Genomic DNA, 24,672 nt, shown 5'->3' with positions numbered 1-24,672 from the left:
GATCTCTACGCCATCTCGTCCCTCGGGATTCTCCTGCCCGGTTCTCATCGACTCGCCCTGCACACAACGAAAGACCGGTCCCGAAGGGCCGGTCTTTCGTCCTACCGATCGTCGTCCGGCTTTGAACGAGGCGATCAGCCGATGGCGTCGCGCAGGTCCTTCGCAGCCTGGGCGGGATCGTCGGCGCTGTAGATGCCACCGCCGACGACGGCGACGTCGGCACCCGAGGCCTGGACGTCCTTGAGGGTGGCGAGCTTCACGCCACCGGCCACCGAGAAGGCGACGCCGGACTTCGTGCCCGCGGTGAGCAGGGTGTTCAGGTCATAGCCCTCCTGGGCCTGCTCGTCGAGGCCCGCGTGGAACTCGACGTACTCGGCGCCGAGGTCGGTGACCTCCTTGGCGCGGGTCGCCTTGTCGTCGACGCCGATGAGGTCCACGACGACGCCCTTGCCGTGGGCCTTGCCGGCCTTGATGGCTCCGGCGATGGTGGAATCGTCGGCGACGCCGAGCACGGTCACGAGGTCGGCGCCAGCCTTGAAGGCGACGTCCGCTTCGAGCTCGCCGGCGTCCATGGTCTTGAGGTCCGCGAAGACGATCTTGTCCGGGTGGGCTTCCTTGATGGCGGTGACGGCGGTCATGCCCTCGTTCTTGACGAGCGGGGTGCCGAGCTCGAGGATGTCGACGTACTCGGCGACCTTCCCGGAGAGCTCGAGGGCGTCTTCGACGGTCAGTACGTCCATGGCGAGTTGCAGTTTCATGAGAGGTCCTTTGCTAGCTGGGATGAAGAATGAGGGTGGCGCGCGCTATTCGAGGTTCGCGTGCCGGGGCCAGAGGTCTTCGGCGGGGGTGCCGTCGGCCTGCCAGAGGGTGTGGAAGGTGGCGTCGAGCACCAGGAGCAGGGCCTGCTCGAACAGGCTGCCGGAGTACTGGCGCGACGCCGTGCCGCCGTGGTCCGTCTTCTGTGCGGCAGGGATGACCACCACGCTGTCCGCGAGGTCCGCGAGCTTCGACTCGCCGTCGGTGGTCACGGCCGCGACACGAGCGCCGACGCTGCCCGCCGTCTCGGCCACGGCTACTGCGCCCGCCGTCGTGCCGGAGCCCGACGCGACGAGGAGGAGGTCGCCGTCGCCGATGGCCGGCGTCGTGGTCTCGCCCACCACGTGGACGGTCAGGCCGAGGTGCATGAGGCGCATGGCGTGCATGCGCAGGGCGAGCCCGCTGCGCCCTCCCCCGGTGACGAACACGCGCCGCGCCTGCTGGATCTCGATGACGAGCGCCGAGAGCTGCTCGTCCTGCAGGCCGTCCGCCGCACCCACGAGTTCCTCGTGGAGCAGGCGCAGGCCGGCGGGCACCGAGTGGTCCTCGGGTGCTTGGGTCATCGGTGGGGCTCCTGCCGTTGGGGGTTCGTCCGGACTTCAGTCCATCACCCCTGACGATGCGCGCACATCGCTAAACCTTCCCCGTCAGACCTAGTTTGCGTGGGGCTAGCCTGCTATGCGATCAGGCGGGAGCCGGGGCCGACGTCGTCGCCCGGGCCAGGCGCGCGAGCGCCGCTTCGCTGCCGGAACCCGGTGCCCCGTAGTAGGTGCAGACGCTCTGGTCCGCCTCGCCGGGGACGAGCAGGGTCTGGTAGTGCAGCGTGAAGTCGCCGACCACCGGGTGGTGGAAGCGGATCTCGCCCTGGTCCTTCTCGTGGACGTTCTGGTCGTCCCAGAAGCGCGGGAATTCGGGGCAGCCCTCGCGAAGGTCGGCGATGAGGTCGGCGAGCTGGCGATCGTCCGGAAAGCGTCCGACATCGAGGTGGAGCATCGCGGTGGTCTGCTCGCTGACCTGTTCCCAGTCCTCGTAGAGCTCCCGCGCCTTCGGGTCCAGCAGGATGAAGCGGGCGTAGTTACGGCGGGTGGCCGGGAGGGCCTCGAAGTCGGTCATCAGCGCCCGCGCCAGGCGGTTGCTGGCGAGCACGTCCGTGCGGCGGCCGAGGATGATCGCGGGGACGGACTCCATGACGGACAGCAGGTCGTACAGCCCGGGCCGCACCCGCTGCGGCTCGTACGTGGGTGTGTGGTGCGGGGTGGGGGTGCCGCAGAGGTTGAGGAGGTGGTTCCGCTCCACGGTGTCGAGGCGGAGGGCCTGGGCGATGGCGTCGATGATCTCGAGGGACACCGCACCCCCGCGGCCCTGCTCGATCCGCATGTAGTAGTCGGCGCTCATCCCGGCGAGGCGGGCCACTTCCTCGCGACGGAGCCCGGGAACCCGGCGCACACGGCCGTCGAACGGAGCACCGAGGTCGGTGGGTGAGAGCCGTGCGCGTCGCGAGCGCAGGAAAGCGGAGATCTCTGCGGCCCGGTCCATGGCTTCCATTCTGCCGCACCTTGCCTCACCGTCCCGGCAGGGTTCCGTCAGCGGGCGCCTCCCGCCGGTAGCCTGAGGCAATGAAACCTCTGGCAGACCTTCCCCCGTTCATCTACGGCACCACGCGGCTCGGGCACGACGACGTCCCCCACGAGCAGCAGGCGCACATGGCCCGCACGGCGATCGACGCCGGCCTCTGGCTCCACACGTCCCGCCAGTACGACCACGCGCTCGAGGTCCTCGGTGCCGCCTTCGAAGAGGACCGCAGCAAGGTTCCGCCGGTCATCGTGAAACTGGGCGGCGGGACGGCCGACGATGTCCGCGCCACCATCGCCGAGAACATCGAGCCCCTGGGCATCAGCTCCATCGACATCGGGCAGCTCACCGGTGTGGGTGCGTTCGCGGACGACATGCCGTCGGGCGGCCCCACACTCTCCGACCTCCAGCGCATCAAGGACGAGGGCCTCGTGGGGCGCTTCGTCCTCGAGATCTTCCCGTGGACCTCGGAGGCCCCGCTCAAGGCGCTGCGGGCCGGGCATCTGGACGGTCTGATCGACGGCTACATCTTCTACCTCAACCCGTTGCAGCGCTTCGCGGCGAATGAGCTGTGGGACGAACTGCTGGCGCAGGACAAGGCCATCATCTCGATGCGCACCGTGGCCGGCGCTCCCGTCCATGAGCTGCGCGACGTCCCGGGCGCCGCGTGGAAGCCGTACCTGCAGGAGCGGGCCATCGAGGTGGCGCCCATCTTCGAGCGCTCCGGCATCGAGAGCTGGGCCGAGTTCTGCATCCGCTTCGCGCACAGCACCCCGCAGGTGGTCTCCACCGTCGGTTCGGCGAGCCGCGAGGAGAACCTGCGCGAGCTGCTCGCCTACAGCCAGGACATCACGCCACTGCCGCAGGACATCGTGGACGAGCTCTTCGCCCTGCACCGGCGCTGGTCGGACGAGACGGACATCCACGCGGAGCTGTGGAGCATGTAGCACGTCCCCGAACGACGACGGCGGGGCAGTCACTATAAGTGGCTGCCCCGCCGTCGTCGGTCATGGCCGCCCCTGGAGACCCAACCGCTGGGTCGGTAGCAAGCAGGACACTTGCATTGACCGGCTGAAACCACCATGCCTCGCCTACCGGAGCCGGTGTTCAGCCGAGTGACGAGCGGTTGATCTCGTCCAGAATGCGGAGGCGGCGTGCCTCGAACAGTTCCAGACTGTCTTGGCGGTATTGCGCATAAGTGGGCAGATCGGACGGCAGCACCGCCGACTTGAAGTTGTCGAAGGGGAGCAGGAAGCGCACCGCACCTTCATTATCGAGGAAGTCGCCGAGATGGAAATGTTTGATGTATCCGTCGAAGGAGCCGAAGAGCGTGAAGAACGCGGCGTAGCGATCCAGCGTCGCGGCCAAGGGGCTTGTGCCGCCCTCATAGAAGCGCCGGATTGCTTCAAGGGTCAAATCCCATCGATCTTGGATCCGTGGGTGAGTTCCGCGCCTCTGGTTGATACTGCCCCGCGAAACCGGAAAAATCATAAAGCCGCAAATCGTGTACGAGCGTCGCAGGAACGCGTCATTAACCTCGTCGGAAAGCTGCGTGTAGAGGTGGTGCAGTTTCCTTCGATGCCGCGTCGCTATTGTGTCGCTTCCGAGAACAAACCTTGTGCCCGCTGCTTCGTACACGAGGTACGGCGAGCGAGCAAGCCCAGCGTGAAGCTCGAACGGTCGCCCGTCAGGGAGCGGCTTGGTCCATAGGAGCTGGTGGTATCGCCGGAGCGTGGGGCTGTGACTGTCAGGGTCCTTACCCGCCGGCGTGTCATTGAAGAAGTTGTAGTCGACGTCGATCTCACGAATTTCAGCCATGAACTGAAATTAGCAGCAGCGGCCCTGTGGACGTCCTCGAATTGCTGGGAACTGCCCACATTATTTCGGGCTGGCACTGGCTGCTCTAAGTCCTGCCGTCAAATGTGGTCTGCGGCGAACAATAGCTGGCTTGTTTTCCGAAGCGCATCATCACAGCTGTCGCTGTCGGCCGCCAGAGGTTCGTCGAGCTCAAATAGGCTCGCACAGAGTGGGTGATGATATCGCCAGGTCTCACCTGGTCGGGCCCGCTCGAGAACAACGTGGTCGATGTCGAGCCGCGACAGCGCCGCACGTGCGGCGAGTCCGACAGGTCCAGCTCCGACCCCCACACACTCGAGCACCATCACGCGCCTGCCCTCACCGAACTTACTGTGACTACAGTGTGGACCCGGAAATGGTTCACGGTCATGGCTCTGCCACGCCCAAAGCTGGCCCTCCTGTCAGCCGTAACCCCACAGCCATGCTTGATCACCACGTGCCCAGCCACCAGACACAAACGGGGCAGTAACCCTTGAAACCAATGGGTTACTGCCCAGCCGTCGTTCGTTGTGGTGGGTTCAGCTAGCTGTCGCAGCCGATCCCGTCGTTGTCGCGGTCGAACTTCGCCTGGAAACCGGGCGAACCCGCCGCGATCGGGGCCGCGCCCGCGGCGCGGACTTCCGAGCAGTTCTGGTAGTACGGAGCAGCGGGAGCCGGAGCCACTGGAGCGGGCGCGACCGGCGCAGGTGCCGGGGCTACCGGTGCAGGTGCCACGGGTGCGGGAGCAGCGGGAGCCGGTGCCGGCACGACCGGCACGACGACGGGCGCGGGTGCCGGCGTCTCGACCGGTTCCGCCGGCGCTGCGATCGACGGCGCCATCTGGTTGGTCGGTGCGAGGATGCCGTTGCAGTCGGACAGGATCGTCGCCATGACGTCGTGTTCGGCCTGCGTGACCCACAGGGTATAGGTCGCCTTGACCGAGACCTGCCGGGCCACGTACTCGCAGCGGTAGCCCTTGTTCGGCGGCAGCCACGTGGCGGCGTCGCCGTCGCTCTTCTGCTGGTTCGTGGGGCCGTCCGTGGACTGCAGGTTCAGCGGATCGTTCGCGAAGGCAACGCGCTGGTCGAAACTCAGCTGCTGGGCACCCTTCTGCCATGCGTCCGAGAGCGCGACGACGTGGTCGATCTGCACGTCGCTGCTCGTTGCCTGGCCGCGCAGGAACGGGATCACGGTGCCGGTGTAGGGGTCGTCCAGCACGCCGGACTGCACCTTGCAGGGAACGGAGTTGGCGTAGGCGATCTCCGTCAGGTCGCGGTTCAGCATGTCGTTGCGGGTGTCGCACCCGTTGCGGTCGACGTCGGCCCACGCCTGCCCGAACTCCTCGCGGTCGTACCCGGTCTTCGGCGCGCGGCCCTTGATGGGCAGCGTCTCCAGCACCGCGAGTGCTGTGGTGTTGAAGGCGGGCTGGTCCGACGGCGCACGGGGCGTGCCGTCCGCGTCAACAACGGTCTCCGAATCGAGCGGAGCGACGTCCGAGGGCGCCGGGCTCGACGTCGGGCTCGGGGTGGGCGACGGCGTCGGCTTTGCGGACGGCGTTGCCGACGCGGTCGGAGCGCTGGTGCTCGGCGTCGTCGTCGGCTCGGCCGACGCGGTCGCCTGCTCAGCAACAGCTGTGGGCGCCGTGTCCGAGGCCGGGGCGATGGCGCATCCGGCGAGCATGGCGACGACGGCGGCACCCGCGGTGATCGCACCGGCCTTCCGGCCTCCGAGGCGAGCCCAGGACGGCCGGTTGGTCAGGAGTGTGTAGAGCCCGGTGAAGAGCGCGAACGTGGCAGCCATGATGAGTGCCCCGCTGATGCCGCCTGCTATGAGGCCGATGACCACCAGGAACAGGGCGAGACCGGCGACGATTGCTGTCGAGGTCCGCACCTTCGGCTTGGTCGGTGACGTCGTGTTTTGGGCAGGCGTGCGGAATGATGAATTGATGAAAAGTCCCCAGGGTTGATGCGGTGTCTTTGGGCAGCGTACTCGCGCGAACCGCTGACCACCGAACCGGATCTGAATGCAGGCAGAATTCCGCCTGCGATGCCGTGCAAGCTCAGCTTTTCGTCAGGTTCGGCGGGGCTGGACAAGCCGACCTGACTATTCGTGCTAAATCTTTAATGTCATTCGTGATGCCCGCTTCTTGTTTCGGGGCGGCCGCGTCCGGTGACACTCCCGCCGCTGGCATAGATGGGCGATTACGCCCTCCCAGTCCGCCGTAGCGTCCGTACTCATATCTGCAGAAGAAGATCGATGACCCATGCTCGCTTATGCCGGCTCGCACCGGCGACCCTCTTGACCGTCGCGGTTCTCGCCTCGACTCTGACTGCCTGTAACAGCTCCGACCCGTCCGGCGAGCCTGCGGGCGACTTCCAACCCGGCACCGTGGTGCGGGTAATCGATGGCGACACCCTCGTCATCAACTTCGACGGCGACGACCAGACGGTCCGCCTGTTAAACGTTGACACACCGGAGACGAAACATCCTGACAAGCCCGTCGAGTGCCTCGGCCTGGAGGCTACGGAGAAGCTCGAATCGTTGACGCCACCTGGAACGCAGGTCGGCCTCGATTTCGACGTCGAGCGGACAGATAGGTACGACCGCGTGCTGGCCGCCGTGTTCATCGAGGACCAGACCCTGGTCAACGCAGAAATCGCACGTGTGGGCCTAGGCGTTCCCGTTCTCATCGAGCCGAACAAGAAGTACTACGACGAGGTGCAAGCCGCATACAACGAGGCGACCGCTCAGAAGGTCGGATTGATGGACGTCGCTGCAGAGTGCACCGTCCCGGCAGAAGTGGCCGATGCCGTGGAGGCGCTCACTGCGGCAACCGAGGCTCCTGTCGGCGACACAGCATCAGCAGCCGCCGCGACCGCTGCCGGCATTCTTGCCGCCCTGACGACCGCAAAGGCCGTCCGGGAAACTCTCGAAGCGGGCAAGGACACGGTCCGCGTCCTCGCCATCGGAGCCGATCGCACTGCCGAATTGGTGCGTGATCTCAACACACGGATCACCAGAGGTGAACGGTCATTGGCCAGCGCCAACATCAAAGCGACCTCTCTCGAGAAAGCAGAAGAGGCAGCCCAAGCTGCAGCCGCCAAAGCAGAAGCAGCCAAGGCGGTCGAAGCCGCCCGCATCGAGGCCGAGCGCATTCAGGCAGAGGCTGCGGAAGCCGCGCGCGTCGAGGCAGAACGTGTTCAGGCAGAAGCCGACGCTCGCGCCGAAGCCGATCGACTGGCCGCCGAAGCCGCAGCAATCGCCGAGCAGGAGCGGATTCGGAATCTTCCACCCGCACCCGAGCCCTACATTCCACCCGCAGCGCCGTACGTCCCTCCGGCTCCCCCTGCGGCGGCAGATCCCTATCCCGGCTACACAGGGCCCCGCTGCTACGCACCCGGCGGGAAGACCTACCGCCCCTGTTGAGCGCGGGCGTAGGTAAATCCCAGCCGACAGAACTACGAGAGCCGTCCTCTGAAAATGAGAACTGAGCGGATCCGCCGGAAGCTTAGGCGTCCACCTACTTCGACCAGACATTCTGCCTGAGGGCACATCCGTGATCGTTCATACGTTCCGTCTCCCTCCGAAGGTCCCGCCCAGTCGCACAAGTGACGTAATAGCGCACGTTCCAAGGACGCGCGGCGGGATTGATGAAGTTGCTTCTGGCCTATGAAATGGCCCTTCTTACCACCTTGCGGCAGCAGGAAGTCAAAAGTGGAAGAGGCAAATCCGAGAGCAGCAACTTAGTTGCGCACCCCATGATGCAATCTTAACGTAGGACGACTCGTAGCGTCATCGTGAAATCAGTCCCCATAATAAACAAGGAGCCTTATGAGCAATTACACTGACCCGCTCTTCGACGGCATAATATCGATGAGTACGTATGAGCGGCAGGTATGGAACACGCTCGACATGCACTGGCAGCGCCGTAATAATCGCCGCGGTCTACCGAACTGGGCAAGTACAGCGTTGAGTCGCACTGGCGAAGTGGCAGGCAGCGCTGCAAGCCGCGTCGCAGGTGCGCTGCCAGGGGCTGTCACTCGACCTGTCTATCGCGCAGGTGAAGCCGTCGCAACCAGGGCAGGGCGACCGGCACTTGAAGGTGCAACGGCACTACTAGAACTGGTGAATGACTGGGCCCGCGAGCTCAATGACCCGACGAGCGTCGAGAAACTCGCACGTAAGCGCGGCCTAAATATCGACTCGTTTGTTGCATTACGGCAGCAGGATATGAAGGTCTGTGATCGGCTACTGGCCCTGAACACCCTTAGGTGGCGGACGGCTGGTGCGCTCGAAGGTGGGGCCATGGGGCTCTTGGCTTTGGTCCCTGTCGCTGGCATCCCTATCGCGATGACAGCGGACATGCTGGTCATTCAAGTTCTGAGCGTCTCGATTGCAACGCGTATCGCATACTCCTACGGCTACGACGCCAAGGATCCGGAGGAGCAGATTTTCATTCAACGCCTCGTACGCCGATCGTTCATGACTCAAGCAGCAAAAGTCGAGCCACTAAGAGATGTCGCGCGCGCTGCAGGGGCGGCCAAGGGGCGAGTAAATTGGTCACCCAAGCTCCGCGCGGACCACCGCCTGCTCGCCGCTCTCGAGAAGTTGATGCAACAGTTGGGGCCAGCTGGCGCAAGGGTCCCAGTTCAGAACGTCGCGAAAGTCGTACCGTTCGTTGGCGTCCTCATTGGGGCAGGCATGAATGCTGCAGTACTCGGCAATGTGGCCGCCGACGCTCAGCGGTACTGTCAGACACGATTCCTTTGCGAAAAATATGGGCTGCCGTTGCCAACTGCACTGGTAACAGACCCCGACGATGACTATGAAACCGCAGCGGTCTAGAATACCGTCACAACGTTCAAGTTTTCAAATATGCATTTTCGCAAACAATATCCGCCGATGACCTACTCGGCATGTTGAGTGGCAAAAGAGCGGCTGGCCAGCCACCGGAAGGCGGCCGGCCAGCCGTTGTACGCGTGATCTGCTGAGGCTTAATATCATCGTCGAGCCAAAAGCGTGATGAGGTACCGGCCATGTCTGAGGACATGAGCTATTTTCCTAAATGCCCGCGGCCAATGCGCGATAGCCTATTGACGCGCACCACGCGGCCACAGCCGTGCCGACAGGCAGATTACTTGTGGCCGCTGCAGACGTGATCGGGTCGTTAAACAATTGGGACGAAGCGGACCGGTGCTGGACCTAGCCTTTGCTCCCTAGGCCCGGCCCCAGGCCTACGACCCAGTTACCTGCCGAACGGCCTTAGCGGAGTATCTGGCCGCGATTTACCGCTTGGCTGCTCAAGCTCATCTTGAGTAAATCCACAGCAGCACGATGCTTGGATCCCGGCCCGTTCTAGGCCGCTGTTCAGTCCTAAAGCTTCGAGCGCACTCGTGTCGTGACTTACAGTCAGGCAAAGCGGCCTTAATCCCAACGTTGTGACTGGTTCGAAGGCGCGACATTCGGGCCACCAGTGGAGCAGGACGGCGGTTCGCTGGGTTCCTTGGCTACGAATGCCACTCGATTGCACTCATCACCTGCTGCCCGATGCGCCCGATTGCCGCATCGGTGCTTGAATCGCCACAGGAGAATGCGGCCAATTGAAAAGCGACAGTGGCAGCAAGACCGTCCCAGGAGATCCAGCAGAGGACGTCGTCGATTCTCCCAAGCAGCTCCGCTTCGTCGATTCCGATATCACCCGCTCTGAGCAGGACAGCGGGAAGATGCGTTCGTATCGCTTCCAGGATCGACAGCTTGCCCAGCCCCTGCACCGACACAGGCGGTTCGACGCCGAGGAGGAAGAGAAGAGGGATCCTCTCCCCCGCATTGCTCATGACCGCGACGTACTCCCGCGCGAGCTGCTCGGGCTGGAACGAGCTCGTCCTGATGCGCTTCGCCTCGACGAATGTAAAGACGTCAGGCGTCGTGATGATCGCATCCGGCTGGACGATGAACTTCCGCCCTGCGGCCCCCGCCGCATTCACCGACATGTCGCCGGGCAGCAACGACATCACGGCCGATTCCGCCTGATCAGCCAGGAGTGCTCGGGTAGCGGCTGCACCCGAGCCGGACCGGATGACCTGCCCGAAGAACTGGTCCCTCGGCAGGAGGTCCAACCCCATCAGCACCTCTGCCGTGAGCACGTTCTCCATGCCGCGGCCGCCGGCTCGGTACTTGACGGCCTTCTCCCACGAGATCTCCTCCAGGAGCCGCGCGATCATCGAAGGCTGCAATACATCGTTGTCCATGGCTACATCTTCTCCCGGATGGCTATGCCAGGACGGGCCCGGCGGGAAGGCCGGCGGTCCCGCCGCAAGGTTCATCCTCAGGGGTCAGGAGTGGACCAGACGTCCAGCACACATACCCATCACCTGCATTCCCAGCCGGCCCGGAACCACCGCGACGAGGCCCGATGACGCCCCGGCTAGACTTCTGACGATGAGCACTGAACTGGGTGGGCCGGCTTCGTGACGAGCAGCGCCACGGGGAGTTCCAAACGTCCACCGACTGCACAGGCCTTCGTGCTCGCGGAGCTCCGACGCGCGATTATCGCCGGGGAGTTCCTGCCCGGACAGCCGCTCCGCCAGGACGCACTCGCGGAACGTTTCGGCGTGAGCCGGGTCCCCCTCCGTGAGGCTCTCAAGACCCTCGAGTCCGAGGGGCAGGTCCTCTACGAACCCCACCGCGGGCATAGGGTCGCAACCCTCTCCCTCACAGACCTGCTGGAGGTGTATCGGATCCGGCAGCTCCTCGAAGGAGAGGCGACGCGGGTCGCGCTGGTGAGGGATCTCAGCAGCACCGTTCTAAACGATCTCAAGGCTGCTGCCCGGGACGTCGAGACAGCGAGCGCCGAGGGGGACCTGCTGAAGATGACCGAGGCGAACCGGCGGTTCCATTTCGTGCTTGTAGAGGCAGCCGGGATGCCGCGTCTGGAACGGATCATCAAGATCCTGTGGGACGCCACCGATGCCTACAGATTCGTCTACTACGGATCGGCTTCGAACCGCTCACGTGTAGAGCATGAACATGCCCTGATGATCGACGCCTTCGCAGAACGGGACGCCGAGAAGCTCATCCTCCTGCTCGATGAGCACCGCGAGCACGCTGTGCAGGCCCTGCGAACCTTCCTGGAAGCCGAGTCCGTGCGAGAGGGCTGACGGAAGGAAGCCTGCTGAACAAGTTTTGTGATGTGGGTTACATCCTGTCGAAAAATTGTATACAGTCTCCAGAGAGGTGCACCGAAGGACCTCGGCACCACCAGGTGCCCACGCTTTCTGCCCAATGAATCGGAGATGCTTCCTTTGGCTGACTGGCTTGGTTTGAAGGATCAGCGCGTGCTGGTGGCCGGTGCCGGCGGCATTGGCGCCGCCTGCACGGAGGCCTTCCTCGAGGCCGGCGCGCGTCTGGTCGTCGCGGATCAGAGTGCGGAACGTCTGGCGGACTTCGCCGGTACCGCTGGCACCGTTGCCGCCGACCTGACGACCACGAGCGGCTGTGAGCAGGCAGTCCACGCCGCTCAGACGGAACTCGGTGGCCTCGATATCCTCGTCCACGCGGTCGGCATCAACAACCGGGTACCCATGCTCGACACCACGGACGAGGACTGGGACAAGATCATTGCCGTCAACCTGTCCAGTGCTTTCCGCCTCGGTCGTGCAGCCGGCCGGGTCATGGTCGACGCCCGGTACGGCCGGCAGATCTACTGCTCCTCCGTATCGAGCCTGCTCGCCCATCCCGACCATGGGCCGTATGCCGCGAGCAAGGGGGGATTGAACCAGCTCATCCGGGTCATGGCGCGTGAATGGGCGGCCAGCGGGGTGACGGTCAATGCGATCGCCCCGGGCTACGTCGATACGGCCCTGACCAGCGCTCATCTTGGCCGTCCGGGCGTCCGCGAGCACTATACGGGCATGGTTCCGGCCGGCCGGTTGGGTACCGTCGACGACCTCACCGGCCCCGTGCTCTACCTCGCATCACGGCAGGCAGCCTTCGTCACCGGGCACGTTCTCTATGTGGACGGGGGGCGGACTCTTGTCTGATACCACCGAAAGCGCCAGGCCCCAGGCCGCAGGGCGGTTTCCACTGCTGACCCCAGCCGAACTCTCCGACGAACAGCGCGCTGTCTACGACTCCATCGCGGGACCTCCGCGCGGCAACGGCGCGTTCACGATGATCTACGACGACGGCGCCCTGGCGGGCCCATTCAACGCGATGCTCTTCGCCCCCGCGATCGGCGACGCCGTCCAGGCGCTCGGTGCGGTGCTGCGCTTCGGCGGGACCCTCGACGGGCGGCTGCGCGAACTGATCATCTGCGCGATTTCCGCAGAGCTCGACTCGGCGTACGAGTGGTATGCCCACAGCCGGGTGGCGGCGACAGTCGGCATCGACGAGACCGAGCTGGAACACCTCCAGAACGGCAGCGTGCCGCCCACCCTCTCCGCCACCGAACGCGCCGCACTCGACTTCACCCGGGCGCTTCTCCGAGGCACCTCCGTCGACGACGAGGTCCATGCCCGGGTCCTCGGGCACATCGGGCACCCGGGGGTGGCCGAGCTCTCGCTGCTCATCGGCTACTACCGGATGCTCGCCGGGCTGCTCGCCGCCGGAGACGTCCCCGCGCCCGGCCCTCGATCCGGCACCGTCCCGCCCCCCGTCCCCCCTACCCAGCCAGCAATCATCAACGACAAAGGAGAACAGCCTTGACTACGAAACAACGAAGCCGGAAGCGTCTTTGCGCGGCGGCACTCATCGCCCCCGCCCTGTTCCTTTCGGCCTGCGGCAGCCCCGAGCCCAGCTCCAGCGGCGGAGGAGGCGGAGCCGACTCCGGTGAAGGAGGATCACTCTCCATCGCGACCGGCGGCACCGGCGGCGTCTACTACCCCCTGGGCGGCGGCTTCGCCACGGTGATCCGCGACAACATCGAAGGCTATGACGCGACGGTGCAGGAAACCAACGCCTCCGTGGACAATATGCTCCTCATCCAGAACGGCTCGGCCCAGCTCGCCTTCTCCGTGGGCGACGTGGTCTCCGACGCGGTGGAAGGCGTCGGCGAATTCGAAGGCAACGCGATCGAGATCTGCTCACTCGGCAACATCTACAACAACTTCATGCAGGCCGTCAGCGTCGACGGAGCCGGAATCCAGTCCGTCGAGGACATGGCAGGGAAAGTCGTTTCCGTCGGGGCGCCCGGTTCCGCCACCGAGGTCGCAGCGCTGCGTATCCTCGAGGCGGCCGGCATCGACCCCGAGACCGGAGTGGAACGCCGCCAGCTCGGCGCCGCCGAAACCGTCGCTGCGCTGCGGGACGGCACCATCGACGCCGGATTCTGGTCCGGCGGGCTTCCCACGGGCGCGCTCATCGACCTCGCGAGCGACGGCGACATGGTGCTGGTTCCCATCGGCGAATACGCCGAGCCACTGGCCTCCGAGTTCGGCGATTACTACGTCGCAGAGGACATCCCCGCGAACACCTACGAAGGCCAGACCGAGGCCGTTCCCGCCATCGCCTCCCCGAACCTGCTGGTGGCCAGCCCTTCGATGGACGAACAGCTCCAGGAGGACATCACCCGGACGATCTTCGAGAACGAGGAGGCCCTCATCCAGGTCCACCCCGCGGCCGAGGAACTCGATGCCGCCACCGCAGGCGACATCTCCTACATCGAGACCTGCCCAGGCGCTCAGACCTACTTCGACGAGGCCGCGGGCTAGGCCATGCGCACGCCGGCCGCCGTCGTCGTCCCCCTTGCATGCCTCGGCATTCTCGGGGGTCTGGGGTTCGTGAATTCGTCCGGCCAGCCGGACGTCTTCATCAGCATCACCAACGACGACGGCGAGCTGGCGAGTGTCCCGCTTGCCGGGACCAGCTTCTCCGTGAGCTACCGCAATTCGCTGTACGGCACCCGGGCCGAGGAACGCTACACCCTCGCACCCGACGGCACTTTCGTCCTGGACCAGATCGCAGCCGACCAGCTCGCGGTACTCGAGGAGTACTACGCAGTTCCCGGAGCCCCGTCAGCTGCCGGCGACGCCGATCGCCGGGAGTGGGTGGTGGAGCCGGACCCGGCGCGTCCCGCGGTGTTCGAGGAGCTCTCGATCGCGGCGACCGACCTCGGACAACGCACCCTGCACGTGCAAGGCGCTCCGCCGCTTGAACTGTGGAGCCTAGTTGAAGACGACAACCCGTTCGTTGAGTTACACCTCGAGGAGACACCATGACCGAGCGACCAGACGGCAATGGCGCCGTGAAGGCGCCTGCAAACGGCTCTGCCCCCAGGCACAAGGCATCCACGCCGCGCGAGCAGACGGACCTTGCGAGGGCGAAGGAGGACGAACCGGTCAGCCCGCTGGAGCGCGAGGAGTACATCGACGAAGAAGCACTGATCGCCGAGTACGAGGCGGAGAAGCCGGCGCGGCACCTCAGCGGGACCCCTGGCCTGCTGATCAAGATCGCCGGTGCAGGGCTTTCGCTCCTGGCCCTCTACTGGGTCTTCAACCCCATGGCCACGCAGTTCTACCTCCCGCTGTTCCTCGGGATCGGCCTGTCCCTGACCTTCCTCGTCTACCGGGGCTGGGGACGGTCGGAATCCTCCAAGGCGAAGAGGTCGGGGGACAACCCGGGCATCGCTGACTGGGTTCTCGCGATCGTGGCCCTGGTGCCGTTCCTGTACATCATCTCCGACTGGGACGGCTTCTTCCGGCGGGCGATCACACCCACCTACCTCGACCTTGCCATGGGCGTGATAGCCATTCTCGTGACCCTCGAGGCGTCGCGCCGGACCGTCGGGATCCTCGTGCCACTGGTGGTCGTGGGCTTCTTCGCCTATGCCTTCTTCGGCTCGTGGGTTCCCGCCCCGTTCAACACCTCGTCCTTCGACTGGGTCCGCCTCGTCGGACACAACGTCATGGGCACACAGGGGCTTTTCGGTGTCCCCACCGACGTGGCGGCAACCTACATCATCCTGTTCACCATCTACGGAGCGGTTCTCGGGGCATCGGGGGCCACCAAGTTCTTCATCGATCTCTCCTTCTCCGCCTTCGGCCAGTCCAAGTCCGGGCCGGGCCGCACGGTGACCCTCGCCGGATTCCTCCTGGGCACGGTCTCGGGCTCGGGCGTCGCCACGACCGTGACCCTCGGCGGTATCTCCTGGCCGCTGCTGCGCAAGGCCGGCTACCCGAAGGAACACGGCGGCGCCATTCTCGCCGCCGCCGGAATCGGCGCCATCATGTCCCCTCCCACCCTCGGTGCCGCAGCCTTCATCATCGCGGCGCTCCTGGGTGTGTCCTACCTCCAGGTGCTGATCTGGGCCACCATCCCCACCGTGCTCTACTACTTCGGCATCATCCTGGCCATCGAGATGGACGCACGCCGCTTCAAGACCAAGGCCGTGGACTTCGACGTCAAGCCGGTGGGCAAGCTGCTGCTGCGTTTCGGCTATCACTTCAGCTCCCTCGTCGCCATCGTCGTCTTCATGGCCATGGGCATGACGCCGTTCCGCGCCGTGGTCTACGCCACCTTCCTCGCCTTCGCCCTCAGCTTCCTCGAGCGCGACTCCTGGATGACTCCCCGGCGCATCTTCGACGCCCTGGCCACCGGGGCGACCGGAGCGCTGTCCGTCATCCCCGTCATGGCGGCGGCAGGGCTGATCGTCGGCATCATGACCCTGACCGGGCTGGGCCTGAAACTCGCCAACATCATCGTGGACTTCGCCGGCGGGAGCCTGCTCCTGACGGCCATCTTCTCGGCGATATCGGTGATCCTCCTGGGACTGGCCGTGCCCGTGACGGCGAGCTTCATCATCTCGTGGGTCATCATCGGGCCTGCCCTGCAGGACGTGGGCGTCCCCGCGTTCGCCGCAGCGATGTTCATCTTCTACTACTCCGTCCTGAGTGAGGTTTCGCCTCCTACGGCGCTCTCACCGTTCGCCGCATCCGCGATCACCGGCGGCAAGCCGATCCAGACCATGTGGCTCACCTGGCGCTACACCCTCTCGGCGTTCCTCGTACCGTTCATCTTCGTGCTCTCCGGCCCAGGCGTCGGGTTGCTGCTGCAGGGCGGCATCGCCACCATCGCCCTGGCCTTCACCGTCTCGCTCCTGGCGGTGGGCGCCCTCGCCGTGGCGACCGGAGCATGGCTGTTCGGCCCGGCCCGCTGGCCCGAACGCATCCTGCTCGGGCTGGGCTCGTTGCCGATGCTCGTCATGGAACCCATGTACATCGCCATCGGCGTGGGGATCATCGCCCTCGGGGTCGTCGTGCATCTCCTCGGCCTCAGGAGGCACGGAAAGGACTCCTCGGCGGATGCTGCCGGGACCGCCTCCGGCAGAAGCCTCCCCGAAGGAGCCGGAACAGCAGGCGCTGTCGCCGTCGACGGGGCGTCGGGCACCGGGGGCAAGGCTCCGCGCGCTGCCGACCCGGCGTGAGATCCGCACAGCCGCCAGGTGCGAGCGGCACCCTGCTGCAGGCCGTCACCGTCACCACCCTCGGCGTGCTGCCCGCTTTCCTGGTCGGCGCGCTCGCCGTGCAGATCCGGGCCGATCTGGGCATCGGTCCGGCCGAGATGGGCATCGCGGCAGCTACCCTCTTCGCGGTCTCAGGAGTCGCGGCGCGCCGGCTCGGCCGGCTCGTGCAGCGGATCGGGGCAGCCAGGGGGATGGTGGCCTCGGCCGTCCTGGCCGCTATCGCCCTCGGCGGGGCCGGCCTGGCGCCGACCTTCGCGGTGCTGATCGCCGCCCTCGTGGTGGGCGGGCTGGCCAACGGCCTCGCCCAGCCTGCGGCGAACCTCGGAATCTCCCGGGCCGTCAACCCGGGCCGGCTGGGACTGGCGTTCGGCATCAAGCAGTGTTCCATCCCCGCTGCCGGCCTGATCGGGGGCCTCGCCGTTCCGGGCATCGCGCTGGTTCTGGGCTGGCGCTACGCCTTCGCGCTGGGCGTCGTCCTGGCCGTGGCGCTGGCCCTGTGGGCCGGCTTCACTGTGCAGGGACCGGCCCGCCCGGCGTCGGGACCCGCAGCACCCGCCGACCGCGGGACACCCCTGCGCGGGCTCGTGCTCGTCGCCATCGGGGCCGGGCTCGCGGCGGCTGCCGCGACCTCGATGGGCGTATTCCTCGTCGATTCGGCGGTGGAATCCGGTATGTCGCCCAGCGCGGCTGGATACCTCTTCGCCGGTGCCGCACTCCTGGGGCTCGTGATCCGCATCGTGCTCGGCGCACTCATGGACCGGTACCCGCACCGCAGCCCCTACGTCCTGGTGGCCAACCTGCTGACGATCGGCGTGGGCGGCTACCTCCTCCTCGCCTTCGGCTCCTCCACGGCATTCCTCTGCGGAGCGCTGCTGACCTATGCCGCGGGCTGGACCTGGCCCGGACTCGTCCACTTCGCCGTGGTGCGCGACAACCGGCAGGGTGCCGCCTCGGCCACGGGCATCCTGCAGACCGGACTCTCCCTGGGCGCTGCCGCCGGTCCCCTGCTCTTCGGCTTCCTTGTCGCCGCCACCTCCTACCGCGTCGCCTGGCTGACCGCCGCCGTCGTCGCCCTGCTCGCCGCGGCGACGTTCCGGCTCGGCCGTCGGTCCATCCGCGCCGCACGCTCGGCAGCTGCCGCGCCGGAAGCCGCTCCCCTTCCTTCCACCAACGGTGGAGGACCCTCGATGAAAGGAAAGTCCCTATGACCGATCAGCTCCCGCACCTCTCCCCCGGACTCTGGGGGGTGCTGGCAACACCGTTCAGCGGCCCGGACCTCGATGTCGATACCGCCTCACTCCGCCGTGAGGTCCAGCTGTACACCGCGCTGCCTGCCACCGGGATGGTGGTCCTCGGCGTCTTCGGTGAGGGTGCGTCGCTGACCGCTGCCGAGCAGTCCCTCATCGTCCGCACGGTCGCCGAGGAGGCGGGAAGCACCCCGCTCGTGGTTGGCCTGTCCGCCCGCACCACCGCCGTCGCCATCGAGCAGGCCTCCACCGCCGTCGAGGCCGCCGGCAGCAACCTCGCCGCGCTCATGGTGCAGGCGAACACCGGCGACCCGGACGTGCTGTCCGCCCACCTGACGGCCATCCACCGCGCCACGGGGGCGGGCATCGTGCTGCAGGACTACCCGGTGGCGTCGGGCGTGAAGATCAGCGCCGACCAGATCCTGCGCGTCCTCGAAACGTGCGATTTCATCGTCGCCGTGAAATCGGAAGCGCCCCCCACCGCGTCCGCGATCGCGAAGCTGACCCGTTCCACGGACGTTCCCGTCTACGGCGGGCTGGGCGGCGTGGGACTGCTGGACGAGCTCGCAGCCGGCGCGGCCGGCGCCATGACGGGGTTCTCCCATCCCGAAGGCCTGCAGATCGCGTTGACGGCCTTCGCCGACGGGGGTTTCCCCGCTGCCCGCGACGCCTTCGCACCGTGGCTGCCGCTGGCGAACTTCGAGGGCCAGCCCGGGGTGGGCCTCGCCCTGCGCAAGGAGATCCTGCGCCGCCGTGGAATCATCGCCGACGCGTCGGTCCGGCCTCCCTCACCATCGTTGCCGCGTGACCTCGCGGACCTGATCGCCGCACACCTCGACGCAGTACGAATGGAGATCGCCTGATGGACACCGGACTGACGGGAAAGAACGTGCTGGTGCCCGGAGCGAGCTCCGGGATCGGCCTTGCGATCGCGCAGGCCCTCGCCGCCGAGGGAGCCAATGTGGTCCTCGCCGCCCGCCGCGAGGACGTGGTGAAGGCCGAGGCGGCCCGCCTCCCCTCCGCCGTCGGGATCGCCCTGGACCTGGACGACGACGGCGCCCCGGCCGCGCTGGTGGCGGCCGCGGAAAACGCGTTCGGGCCGATCGACGTCCTGGTCCTCAACAGCGGCGGACCTCCTCCCGGAGGTGCGGCCGACATCACCGATGTGCAGGCCCTCGCCGCCGTGAACCAGCTGCTGCTCCAGCACCTGCGGCTCACCTCCCTGGTGCTCCCCGGCATGAGGCAGCGCGGCTGGGGGCGGATCGTGGCCGTAGGCTCCAGCGGTGTGCAGCAGCCGCTGCCCAACCTCGCGCTGTCGAACCTCGGCCGGGCAGGGCTCGCGGGGTACCTCAAGACCCTGGCGGCCGAGGTCGCCGCCGACGGCGTGACTGTCAACATGGTGCTCCCCGGCCGCATCGACACCGAGCGCGTCGCGTCCCTGGACTCGGCCGCGGCCAAGCGGACCGGCGCCACCCCAGCCGAAGCGCGTGCTGCCTCCGAAGCCGGCATCCCGGCACGCCGGTACGGCACTCCGGCCGAGTTCGCCGCCGTCGTCACCTTCCTGGCCAGCGCACCGGCGTCGTATGTCACCGGAGAACAGCTCCGGTGCGACGGCGGCATGGTCCGCGCCTACTAGAACCTCCGCCTCCGACTCGAAAGGGCAGCGTCATGGCTCCCAGCATTCTGCACCTCTGTTCGACCACCTCCCCGGATAGTGGCCCCGGGACCACCGGCACCGAGGCCGCGGCCGTCGTCCACCCGCGGCGGGGTCTCGCGCGGGTGTCCGACCTCCTGCCCGGCTTCACCGGTGACATCCTCGACGTCCTCACGGGGGATCTCCTCGGCGAGCTCGATGCTGCCGCGGAGACTGCCGACGACGCCGTCTTCAGCGATCCCGATGACGCCGTCTACGGCGCCCCCTACCGCCACCCCCGGATGCTCTGGGGCATCGGGCTGAACTATGTGGAGCACGCCTCCGACCTCTCCGAGGGCGTGCCCGAAGAGCCGGCATCGTTCATCAAGGGCGACCACACCGTCATCGGACCGGGCGAGGCCATCCCCATCCCCGTGCAGAGCGAGCGCACCACCACCGAAGCCGAGGTGGCGGTCGTCATCGGCAGGTACTGCCGTAACGTGGAACCCGAGGACGCCCTGGACTACCTGGCCGGCGTCGTGCCCGTGCTGGACCAGACCGCCGAGGACATCCTGCAACGCAACCCGCGGTTCCTTACCCGTTCCAAGAACTTTCCCGGGTTCTTCTCCTTCGGCCCCCGGATCGTGCCGCTGGCCGAAGCCGTGGGTGACGGAACGCTTGCCGACATGGAGGTCTCCACCGTGGTCAACGGCGAGGTGAGGCGCAGCAACACGGTGTCCCACATGCGCTACGACCCGGCGTACCTGATCAGTTTCCACAGCAAGGTGATGCCGCTGTATCCCGGGGACATCATCTCCACGGGAACACCGGGGGCCATCCACGTCACCCCCGGAGACACGGCCGAGTGCCGCGTCGCCGGCGTCGGCGTGCTCAGCAACCCCGTCACTGCGTCCAGCTAGGGCTGCAGACCTACTCTCCTGGAGGACGAATCCCATTGAGCACGAATACGGACAGGCCACCGGCCGATGCGACACCGGAAGGACACCCGACGCCCGGGCCACTGGAGGGGCTGAAGGTCGCGGACTTCTCGCGGGTACTCGCCGGACCGTTCGCGTCCATGATGCTGGCGGATTTCGGGGCGGACGTCCTGAAGGTGGAGAGCCCGGCCGGAGACGACACGCGCTCCTGGGTTCCCCCGGTCGATGAGCACGGCGTCGGCACGTACTTCTCCAGCGTGAACCGGAACAAGCGCTCGGTGGTCTGCGACCTCCGCACCGACGAGGGACTGGCAAGGGCTCTCGCCATCGCGCTGGAAGCCGACATCGTCATCGAGAACTTCCGCCCCGGAGTCATGCAGCGTTTCGGGCTGGACTACGAATCCCTCGTCGAACGCCGGCCGGACCTGGTGTACTGCTCCATCACCGGCTTCGGCAGCACCGGCGGAGCGCACCTGCCCGGCTACGACCTCCTCGTCCAGGCGGTGGGAGGGCTGATGAGCGTCACCGGTTCGCAGGACTCCGAGCCGAGCAAGGTGGGAGTGGCCCTGGTGGATGTGGTCACCGGCCAGAACGCCGTGGTGGGGATCCTCGCCGCACTGCGCTCCAGGGACGCCACCGGAAAGGGCCAGCGCGTGGAGGTCAACCTGCTGTCGTCCCTGCTCTCCGGGCTGGTCAATCAGGCATCGAGCACCCTGGCGACCGGCCAGGCGCCCCAGCGGATGGGAAATGCCCACCCCAGCATCGCCCCCTACGAAACCCTGCTCACGGCCGACGGCCCCGTGGCGATCGCCGTCGGAACGGACAAGCAGTTCGAGTCGCTGGTCCGCGTCCTCGGCGTCCCGGACCTCGCCGTCGACCCCCGCTTCCGGGGCAACTCGCAGCGTGTGGCGCACCGGGACGCCCTGAAGGTCCTGCTCGAGGAACAACTCGGCACCAGGAGCGCCGTCGAATGGGCCCGCCTCCTCAGTTCGGCGGGCGTGCCCGCCGGCAAGGTCAATTCCATTGCCGAGGCGCTCTCCCTCGCCGAGGACCTGGGGCTCACCCCGGTCGTCGAGATCACCGACCCCACCACCGGACGCACCAGTCAACAGGTGGCCAACCCGATCCGCCTCTCCGAGACGCCCGCGAGCTACACGCGGGTGCCCCCGCTCCTCGGGGAACACGACGGAGCAACGTTCACCTCCAACCTCCAGCCCGCCGCTACCGGAAAGTAGACCCATGACCGACCGTTCAGACCTTCTCGACATCGACGCACTCCTCACCGAGGACGAGCGTGCCCTGCGTGACCGCGTCCGCGGCTTCGTGGACACCGCCATCAAGCCGAACATCGCCGACTGGTACGACCGCGCGGAGTTCCCCCTGGAGATCGTGCCGCGCATGGCGGAACTCGGGCTCCTCGGCATGCACATCAAGGGCTACGGCTGCCCGGGCCGGAGCTCCGTCGAATACGGGCTCGCGGCCATGGAACTCGAGGCCGGCGACTCCGGCCTGCGCACGTTCGTCAGCGTCCAGGGGTCCCTGGCGATGAGCGCCATCGCGAAGCACGGTTCGGAGGAGCAGAAGAACGAATGGCTGCCGAGGATGGCCGCCGGATCGGCGATCGGCTGCTTCGGCCTCACCGAACCCACTGGAGGCTCCGATCCCGGCAGCATGCTCACGTTCGCCAAGCGGGACGGCGACGACTGGATCCTCAACGGCAGCAAGCGCTGGATCGGCCTCGCCTCGGTGGCGCAGGTGGCCATCATCTGGGCGATGACCGACGACGGCGTCCGCGGCTTCGTGGTACCCACCGACAGCCCGGGGTTCAAGGCCACCCCGATCGTCCAGAAGCTCTCCATGCGGGCGTCGATCCAGTGCGACGTCGAACTCACCGATATCCGGCTGCCCGGCACCGCGCTGCTCCCGAAGGCGAAAGGACTTCGCGGCCCCTTCGAGTGCCTCAACGAGGCCCGCTACGGCATCATCTGGGGCGCCATGGGAGCCGCACGCGACAGCTACTACGCCGCGCTCGACTACTCGCTGGAGCGCCTGCAGTTCGGCCGACCGCTGGCCGGCTACCAGCTCACCCAGCTCAAGCTCGTCAACATGGCCCTGGAGATCAACAAGGGGATGCTGTTGGCCCTGCAGACGGGACGCCTCAAGGATGCCGGCACCCTGCAACCCCACCAGATCTCCGTGGGAAAGCTCAACAACTGCCGCGAGGCCATCGAGATCTGCCGGGAAGCACGCGCGATGCTCGGGGGGAACGGTGTGACGCTCGACTACTCCCCGCTGCGCCACGCGAACAACCTGGAGAGCGTGCGCACCTATGAGGGGACCGACGAGGTGCACACGCTGATCCTCGGCAGTCACATCACCGGCATCCCCGCGTTCCGGTAGCCGCATGAGGGAATCTGCTGCTCCCGCCGGCCGGGCCTCCGGAATCCGGCGGGGTCTCACCAGTTACGGCGACGAGGGGTTCTCCCTCTTTCTCCGCAAGGCCTTCATCAAGGGGGCCGGGTACTCGGACGACGCGCTGGACAAGCCGGTCATCGGCATCGTCAACACGGGCAGCGGCTTCAATCCGTGCCACGGCAACATGCCCGCACTGCTCGACGCCGTCAAGCGGGGCGTGCTGATGGCCGGCGGTCTACCCATCGATTTCCCGACCATCTCGCTGCACGAGAGCTTCTCCCAGCCCACCAGCATGTTCCTGCGCAACCTCATGTCGATGGACACCGAGGAGATGATCCGCGCGCAGCCCATGGACGCCGTGGTGCTCATCGGCGGCTGCGACAAGACGGTCCCCGCCCAGCTGATGGGCGCGGCGTCCGCGGGCGTCCCGGCGATCACGCTGGTCACGGGGTCCATGCTGACCGGCGGGCACCGCGGGCAGCGGGTCGGTGCGTGCACGGACTGCCGGGCGTTCTGGGGGAAGTTCCGCAGCGGCGAGATCGACCGGCAGGAGATCGACGACGTCAACTCGCGGCTCGTGGGAAGCGTCGGCACGTGCTCCGTCATGGGCACCGCCAGCACCATGGCCTGCCTCACGGAGGCCATGGGCATCGCCCTGCCCGGCAGCGCGAGCCCGCCTGCCGTGACGGCCGACCGCGTGCGGATCGCCGAACGGACCGGGACCCAGGCGGTGGCACTCGCCGCGCGCGGCACGGACATGGGCACCGTGCTGACGCAGCAGGCCTTCGAGAACGGGCTCCGGGTCCTGCTGGCCATCGGCGGGTCGACCAACGCGATCATCCACCTGACCGCCGTCGCCGGCCGCCTCGGGATCCGTCTCGGCCTTGAGGACCTGGACCGGATGAGCGCCGAGACACCCGTCCTGGTCGACCTGAAACCGACGGGCACCTACTACATGGAGGACTTCCATCGGGCCGGCGGCGTGCCCGCTGTCCTGCGCGAACTCGGGGACCTCATCCACCGTGACGCGCCGACGGTCACCGGACGCACCCTGGGCGAGGAACTGGACGCCGCGGGGCCGGGCTTCCCCTCCGACATCGTGCGGCCACTCACCGACCCCGTGTATCCGGAAGGCAGTCTCGCCGTCCTGCGCGGCAACCTCGCGCCGGGGGGCGCCATCATCAAGCAGGCAGCCGTGTCAGCCCATCTGCTGGAGCACACGGGCCGTGCCGTGGTCTTCGAGGACGCAGCAGACCTCGCGGCACGGATCGACGACGACGCCCTCGACGTCTCCGCCGAGGACATCCTCGTCCTGCGGAACATCGGCCCGGTCGGAGCACCCGGCATGCCCGAGGCCGGGTACCTCCCCATTCCCCGGAAGCTCGCCGCGCAGGGGGTGAAGGACATGGTGCGCATCTCGGACGGCCGGATGTCGGGAACCGCTGCCGGCGCCGTCGTCCTCCATGTCACTCCCGAGTCCGCGGTCGGCGGGCCGCTGCGGCTCGTGCAGACCGGCGACACCATCACCCTGAGCGTCAGCCGCCGCGCGATCCACCTTGACGTCTCCTCCGAGGAGCTGATGCGGCGCGAGGACGAGCTGGGCCTACCCTCTCCCCCGGCCGCCGCGCGCGGGTACCGGAAGCTGTACGTGTCGGAGGTGACCCAGGCCGACGAAGGGTGCGACTTCCGGTTCCTGCAGAGCACGGAACTCCCGGAGCGGGACGCTCCGCGGAGCCTCGTCCAGGAGCCGGGCTGAGC

Annotated in this window: 22 protein-coding genes; 16 read left to right on the top strand and 6 right to left on the bottom strand. The window is 66.9% G+C overall.

What is annotated here, in order from left to right:
* Positions 1 to 134: 134 nt before the first annotated feature.
* The 3 genes from hxlA to MWM45_RS03900 all read right to left on the bottom strand — a co-directional run bounded on the left by hxlA (position 135) and on the right by MWM45_RS03900 (position 2,352).
* A complete protein-coding gene (gene hxlA, locus MWM45_RS03910) occupies positions 135 to 758 on the bottom strand; it encodes a 3-hexulose-6-phosphate synthase (RefSeq protein WP_247828319.1) in 624 nt (207 codons plus the stop codon).
* Positions 759 to 803: 45 nt separating this feature from the next.
* A complete protein-coding gene (hxlB, locus tag MWM45_RS03905; RefSeq protein WP_247828318.1) occupies positions 804 to 1,379 on the bottom strand; it encodes a 6-phospho-3-hexuloisomerase in 576 nt (191 codons plus the stop codon).
* A gap of 121 nt (positions 1,380 to 1,500) precedes the next feature.
* A complete protein-coding gene (locus MWM45_RS03900) occupies positions 1,501 to 2,352 on the bottom strand; it encodes a helix-turn-helix transcriptional regulator (protein ID WP_247828317.1) in 852 nt (283 codons plus the stop codon).
* 80 nt (positions 2,353 to 2,432) lie between these two features.
* Here MWM45_RS03900 and MWM45_RS03895 point away from each other — a divergent pair, with 80 nt between their 5' ends.
* Positions 2,433 to 3,335, top strand: a complete 903-nt coding sequence (locus MWM45_RS03895) for an aldo/keto reductase (protein WP_247828316.1) — start codon at positions 2,433 to 2,435, stop codon at positions 3,333 to 3,335.
* A gap of 160 nt (positions 3,336 to 3,495) precedes the next feature.
* Here MWM45_RS03895 and MWM45_RS03890 read toward each other — a convergent pair whose 3' ends face one another.
* Together MWM45_RS03890 and MWM45_RS03885 are read right to left on the bottom strand one after the other, a co-directional pair.
* The gene (locus tag MWM45_RS03890) at positions 3,496 to 4,206 is read right to left on the bottom strand and encodes a DUF6994 family protein (protein WP_247828315.1); all 711 of its coding nucleotides are present in this window, start codon (positions 4,204 to 4,206) and stop codon (positions 3,496 to 3,498) included.
* A 561-nt stretch (positions 4,207 to 4,767) separates the two neighbouring features.
* A complete protein-coding gene (locus tag MWM45_RS03885; RefSeq protein ID WP_247828314.1) occupies positions 4,768 to 6,114 on the bottom strand; it encodes a GmrSD restriction endonuclease domain-containing protein in 1,347 nt (448 codons plus the stop codon).
* 366 nt (positions 6,115 to 6,480) lie between these two features.
* Between MWM45_RS03885 and MWM45_RS03880 the strand changes: the two genes are divergently transcribed.
* Positions 6,481 to 7,650: a thermonuclease family protein gene (locus MWM45_RS03880; RefSeq protein WP_247828313.1), complete on the top strand. Its 1,170-nt coding sequence runs from the start codon at positions 6,481 to 6,483 to the stop codon at positions 7,648 to 7,650.
* 405 nt (positions 7,651 to 8,055) lie between these two features.
* On the top strand, positions 8,056 to 9,069 hold the full coding sequence (locus MWM45_RS03875) for an EcsC family protein (RefSeq protein WP_247828312.1): 1,014 nt from the start codon (positions 8,056 to 8,058) through the stop codon (positions 9,067 to 9,069).
* A gap of 662 nt (positions 9,070 to 9,731) precedes the next feature.
* On the opposite strand, the gene MWM45_RS03870 is transcribed toward MWM45_RS03875, so the two are convergent.
* Positions 9,732 to 10,472: a hypothetical protein gene (locus tag MWM45_RS03870; RefSeq protein ID WP_247828311.1), complete on the bottom strand. Its 741-nt coding sequence runs from the start codon at positions 10,470 to 10,472 to the stop codon at positions 9,732 to 9,734.
* Between the two features lie 219 nt (positions 10,473 to 10,691).
* On the opposite strand from MWM45_RS03870, the gene MWM45_RS03865 reads away from it, so the two are divergent.
* The 13 genes from MWM45_RS03865 (at position 10,692) to MWM45_RS03805 (ending at position 24,670) form a co-directional block, all read left to right on the top strand.
* Positions 10,692 to 11,381: a GntR family transcriptional regulator gene (locus tag MWM45_RS03865; RefSeq protein WP_247828310.1), complete on the top strand. Its 690-nt coding sequence runs from the start codon at positions 10,692 to 10,694 to the stop codon at positions 11,379 to 11,381.
* A gap of 135 nt (positions 11,382 to 11,516) precedes the next feature.
* Positions 11,517 to 12,263 carry an SDR family NAD(P)-dependent oxidoreductase gene (locus MWM45_RS03860; RefSeq protein WP_247828309.1) on the top strand — a complete coding sequence of 249 codons (747 nt, stop codon included), beginning with the start codon at positions 11,517 to 11,519 and terminating at the stop codon, positions 12,261 to 12,263.
* A complete protein-coding gene (locus MWM45_RS03855) occupies positions 12,256 to 12,927 on the top strand; it encodes a carboxymuconolactone decarboxylase family protein (protein WP_247828308.1) in 672 nt (223 codons plus the stop codon). Before MWM45_RS03860 ends, MWM45_RS03855 begins: the two co-directional genes overlap by 8 nt.
* Entirely contained in the window at positions 12,924 to 13,931 is a 1,008-nt protein-coding gene (locus MWM45_RS03850) for a TAXI family TRAP transporter solute-binding subunit (RefSeq protein WP_247828307.1), read from the top strand. Before MWM45_RS03855 ends, MWM45_RS03850 begins: the two co-directional genes overlap by 4 nt.
* Positions 13,932 to 13,934: 3 nt before the next feature.
* Positions 13,935 to 14,438 (top strand): hypothetical protein, encoded by a 504-nt coding sequence (locus tag MWM45_RS03845; protein WP_247828306.1) that lies wholly within the window; start codon positions 13,935 to 13,937, stop codon positions 14,436 to 14,438.
* Positions 14,435 to 16,642, top strand: a complete 2,208-nt coding sequence (locus tag MWM45_RS03840; RefSeq protein ID WP_247828305.1) for a TRAP transporter permease — start codon at positions 14,435 to 14,437, stop codon at positions 16,640 to 16,642. The genes MWM45_RS03845 and MWM45_RS03840 overlap by 4 nt, the downstream gene beginning before the upstream one ends.
* Positions 16,639 to 17,889 (top strand): MFS transporter, encoded by a 1,251-nt coding sequence (locus MWM45_RS03835; protein WP_247828304.1) that lies wholly within the window; start codon positions 16,639 to 16,641, stop codon positions 17,887 to 17,889. Before MWM45_RS03840 ends, MWM45_RS03835 begins: the two co-directional genes overlap by 4 nt.
* Positions 17,886 to 18,791, top strand: a complete 906-nt coding sequence (locus MWM45_RS03830) for a dihydrodipicolinate synthase family protein (protein ID WP_247828303.1) — start codon at positions 17,886 to 17,888, stop codon at positions 18,789 to 18,791. Before MWM45_RS03835 ends, MWM45_RS03830 begins: the two co-directional genes overlap by 4 nt.
* On the top strand, positions 18,791 to 19,564 hold the full coding sequence (locus tag MWM45_RS03825) for an SDR family oxidoreductase (protein ID WP_247828302.1): 774 nt from the start codon (positions 18,791 to 18,793) through the stop codon (positions 19,562 to 19,564). The genes MWM45_RS03830 and MWM45_RS03825 overlap by 1 nt, the downstream gene beginning before the upstream one ends.
* Before the next feature lie 32 nt (positions 19,565 to 19,596).
* On the top strand, positions 19,597 to 20,481 hold the full coding sequence (locus MWM45_RS03820; RefSeq protein WP_247828301.1) for a fumarylacetoacetate hydrolase family protein: 885 nt from the start codon (positions 19,597 to 19,599) through the stop codon (positions 20,479 to 20,481).
* A gap of 35 nt (positions 20,482 to 20,516) precedes the next feature.
* Positions 20,517 to 21,734 (top strand): CaiB/BaiF CoA transferase family protein, encoded by a 1,218-nt coding sequence (locus MWM45_RS03815; protein ID WP_418909724.1) that lies wholly within the window; start codon positions 20,517 to 20,519, stop codon positions 21,732 to 21,734.
* Positions 21,735 to 21,738: 4 nt separating this feature from the next.
* Positions 21,739 to 22,899 (top strand): acyl-CoA dehydrogenase family protein, encoded by a 1,161-nt coding sequence (locus MWM45_RS03810; protein ID WP_247828300.1) that lies wholly within the window; start codon positions 21,739 to 21,741, stop codon positions 22,897 to 22,899.
* Between the two features lie 4 nt (positions 22,900 to 22,903).
* Entirely contained in the window at positions 22,904 to 24,670 is a 1,767-nt protein-coding gene (locus MWM45_RS03805; protein ID WP_247828298.1) for an IlvD/Edd family dehydratase, read from the top strand.
* Positions 24,671 to 24,672: the final 2 nt, after the last annotated feature.

It is taken from the genome of Arthrobacter antioxidans, from assembly GCF_023100725.1.
Taxonomy (GTDB): Bacteria; Actinomycetota; Actinomycetes; order Actinomycetales; family Micrococcaceae; genus Arthrobacter_D; species Arthrobacter_D antioxidans.
This window is presented reverse-complemented; position numbering and strand designations above follow the sequence as displayed.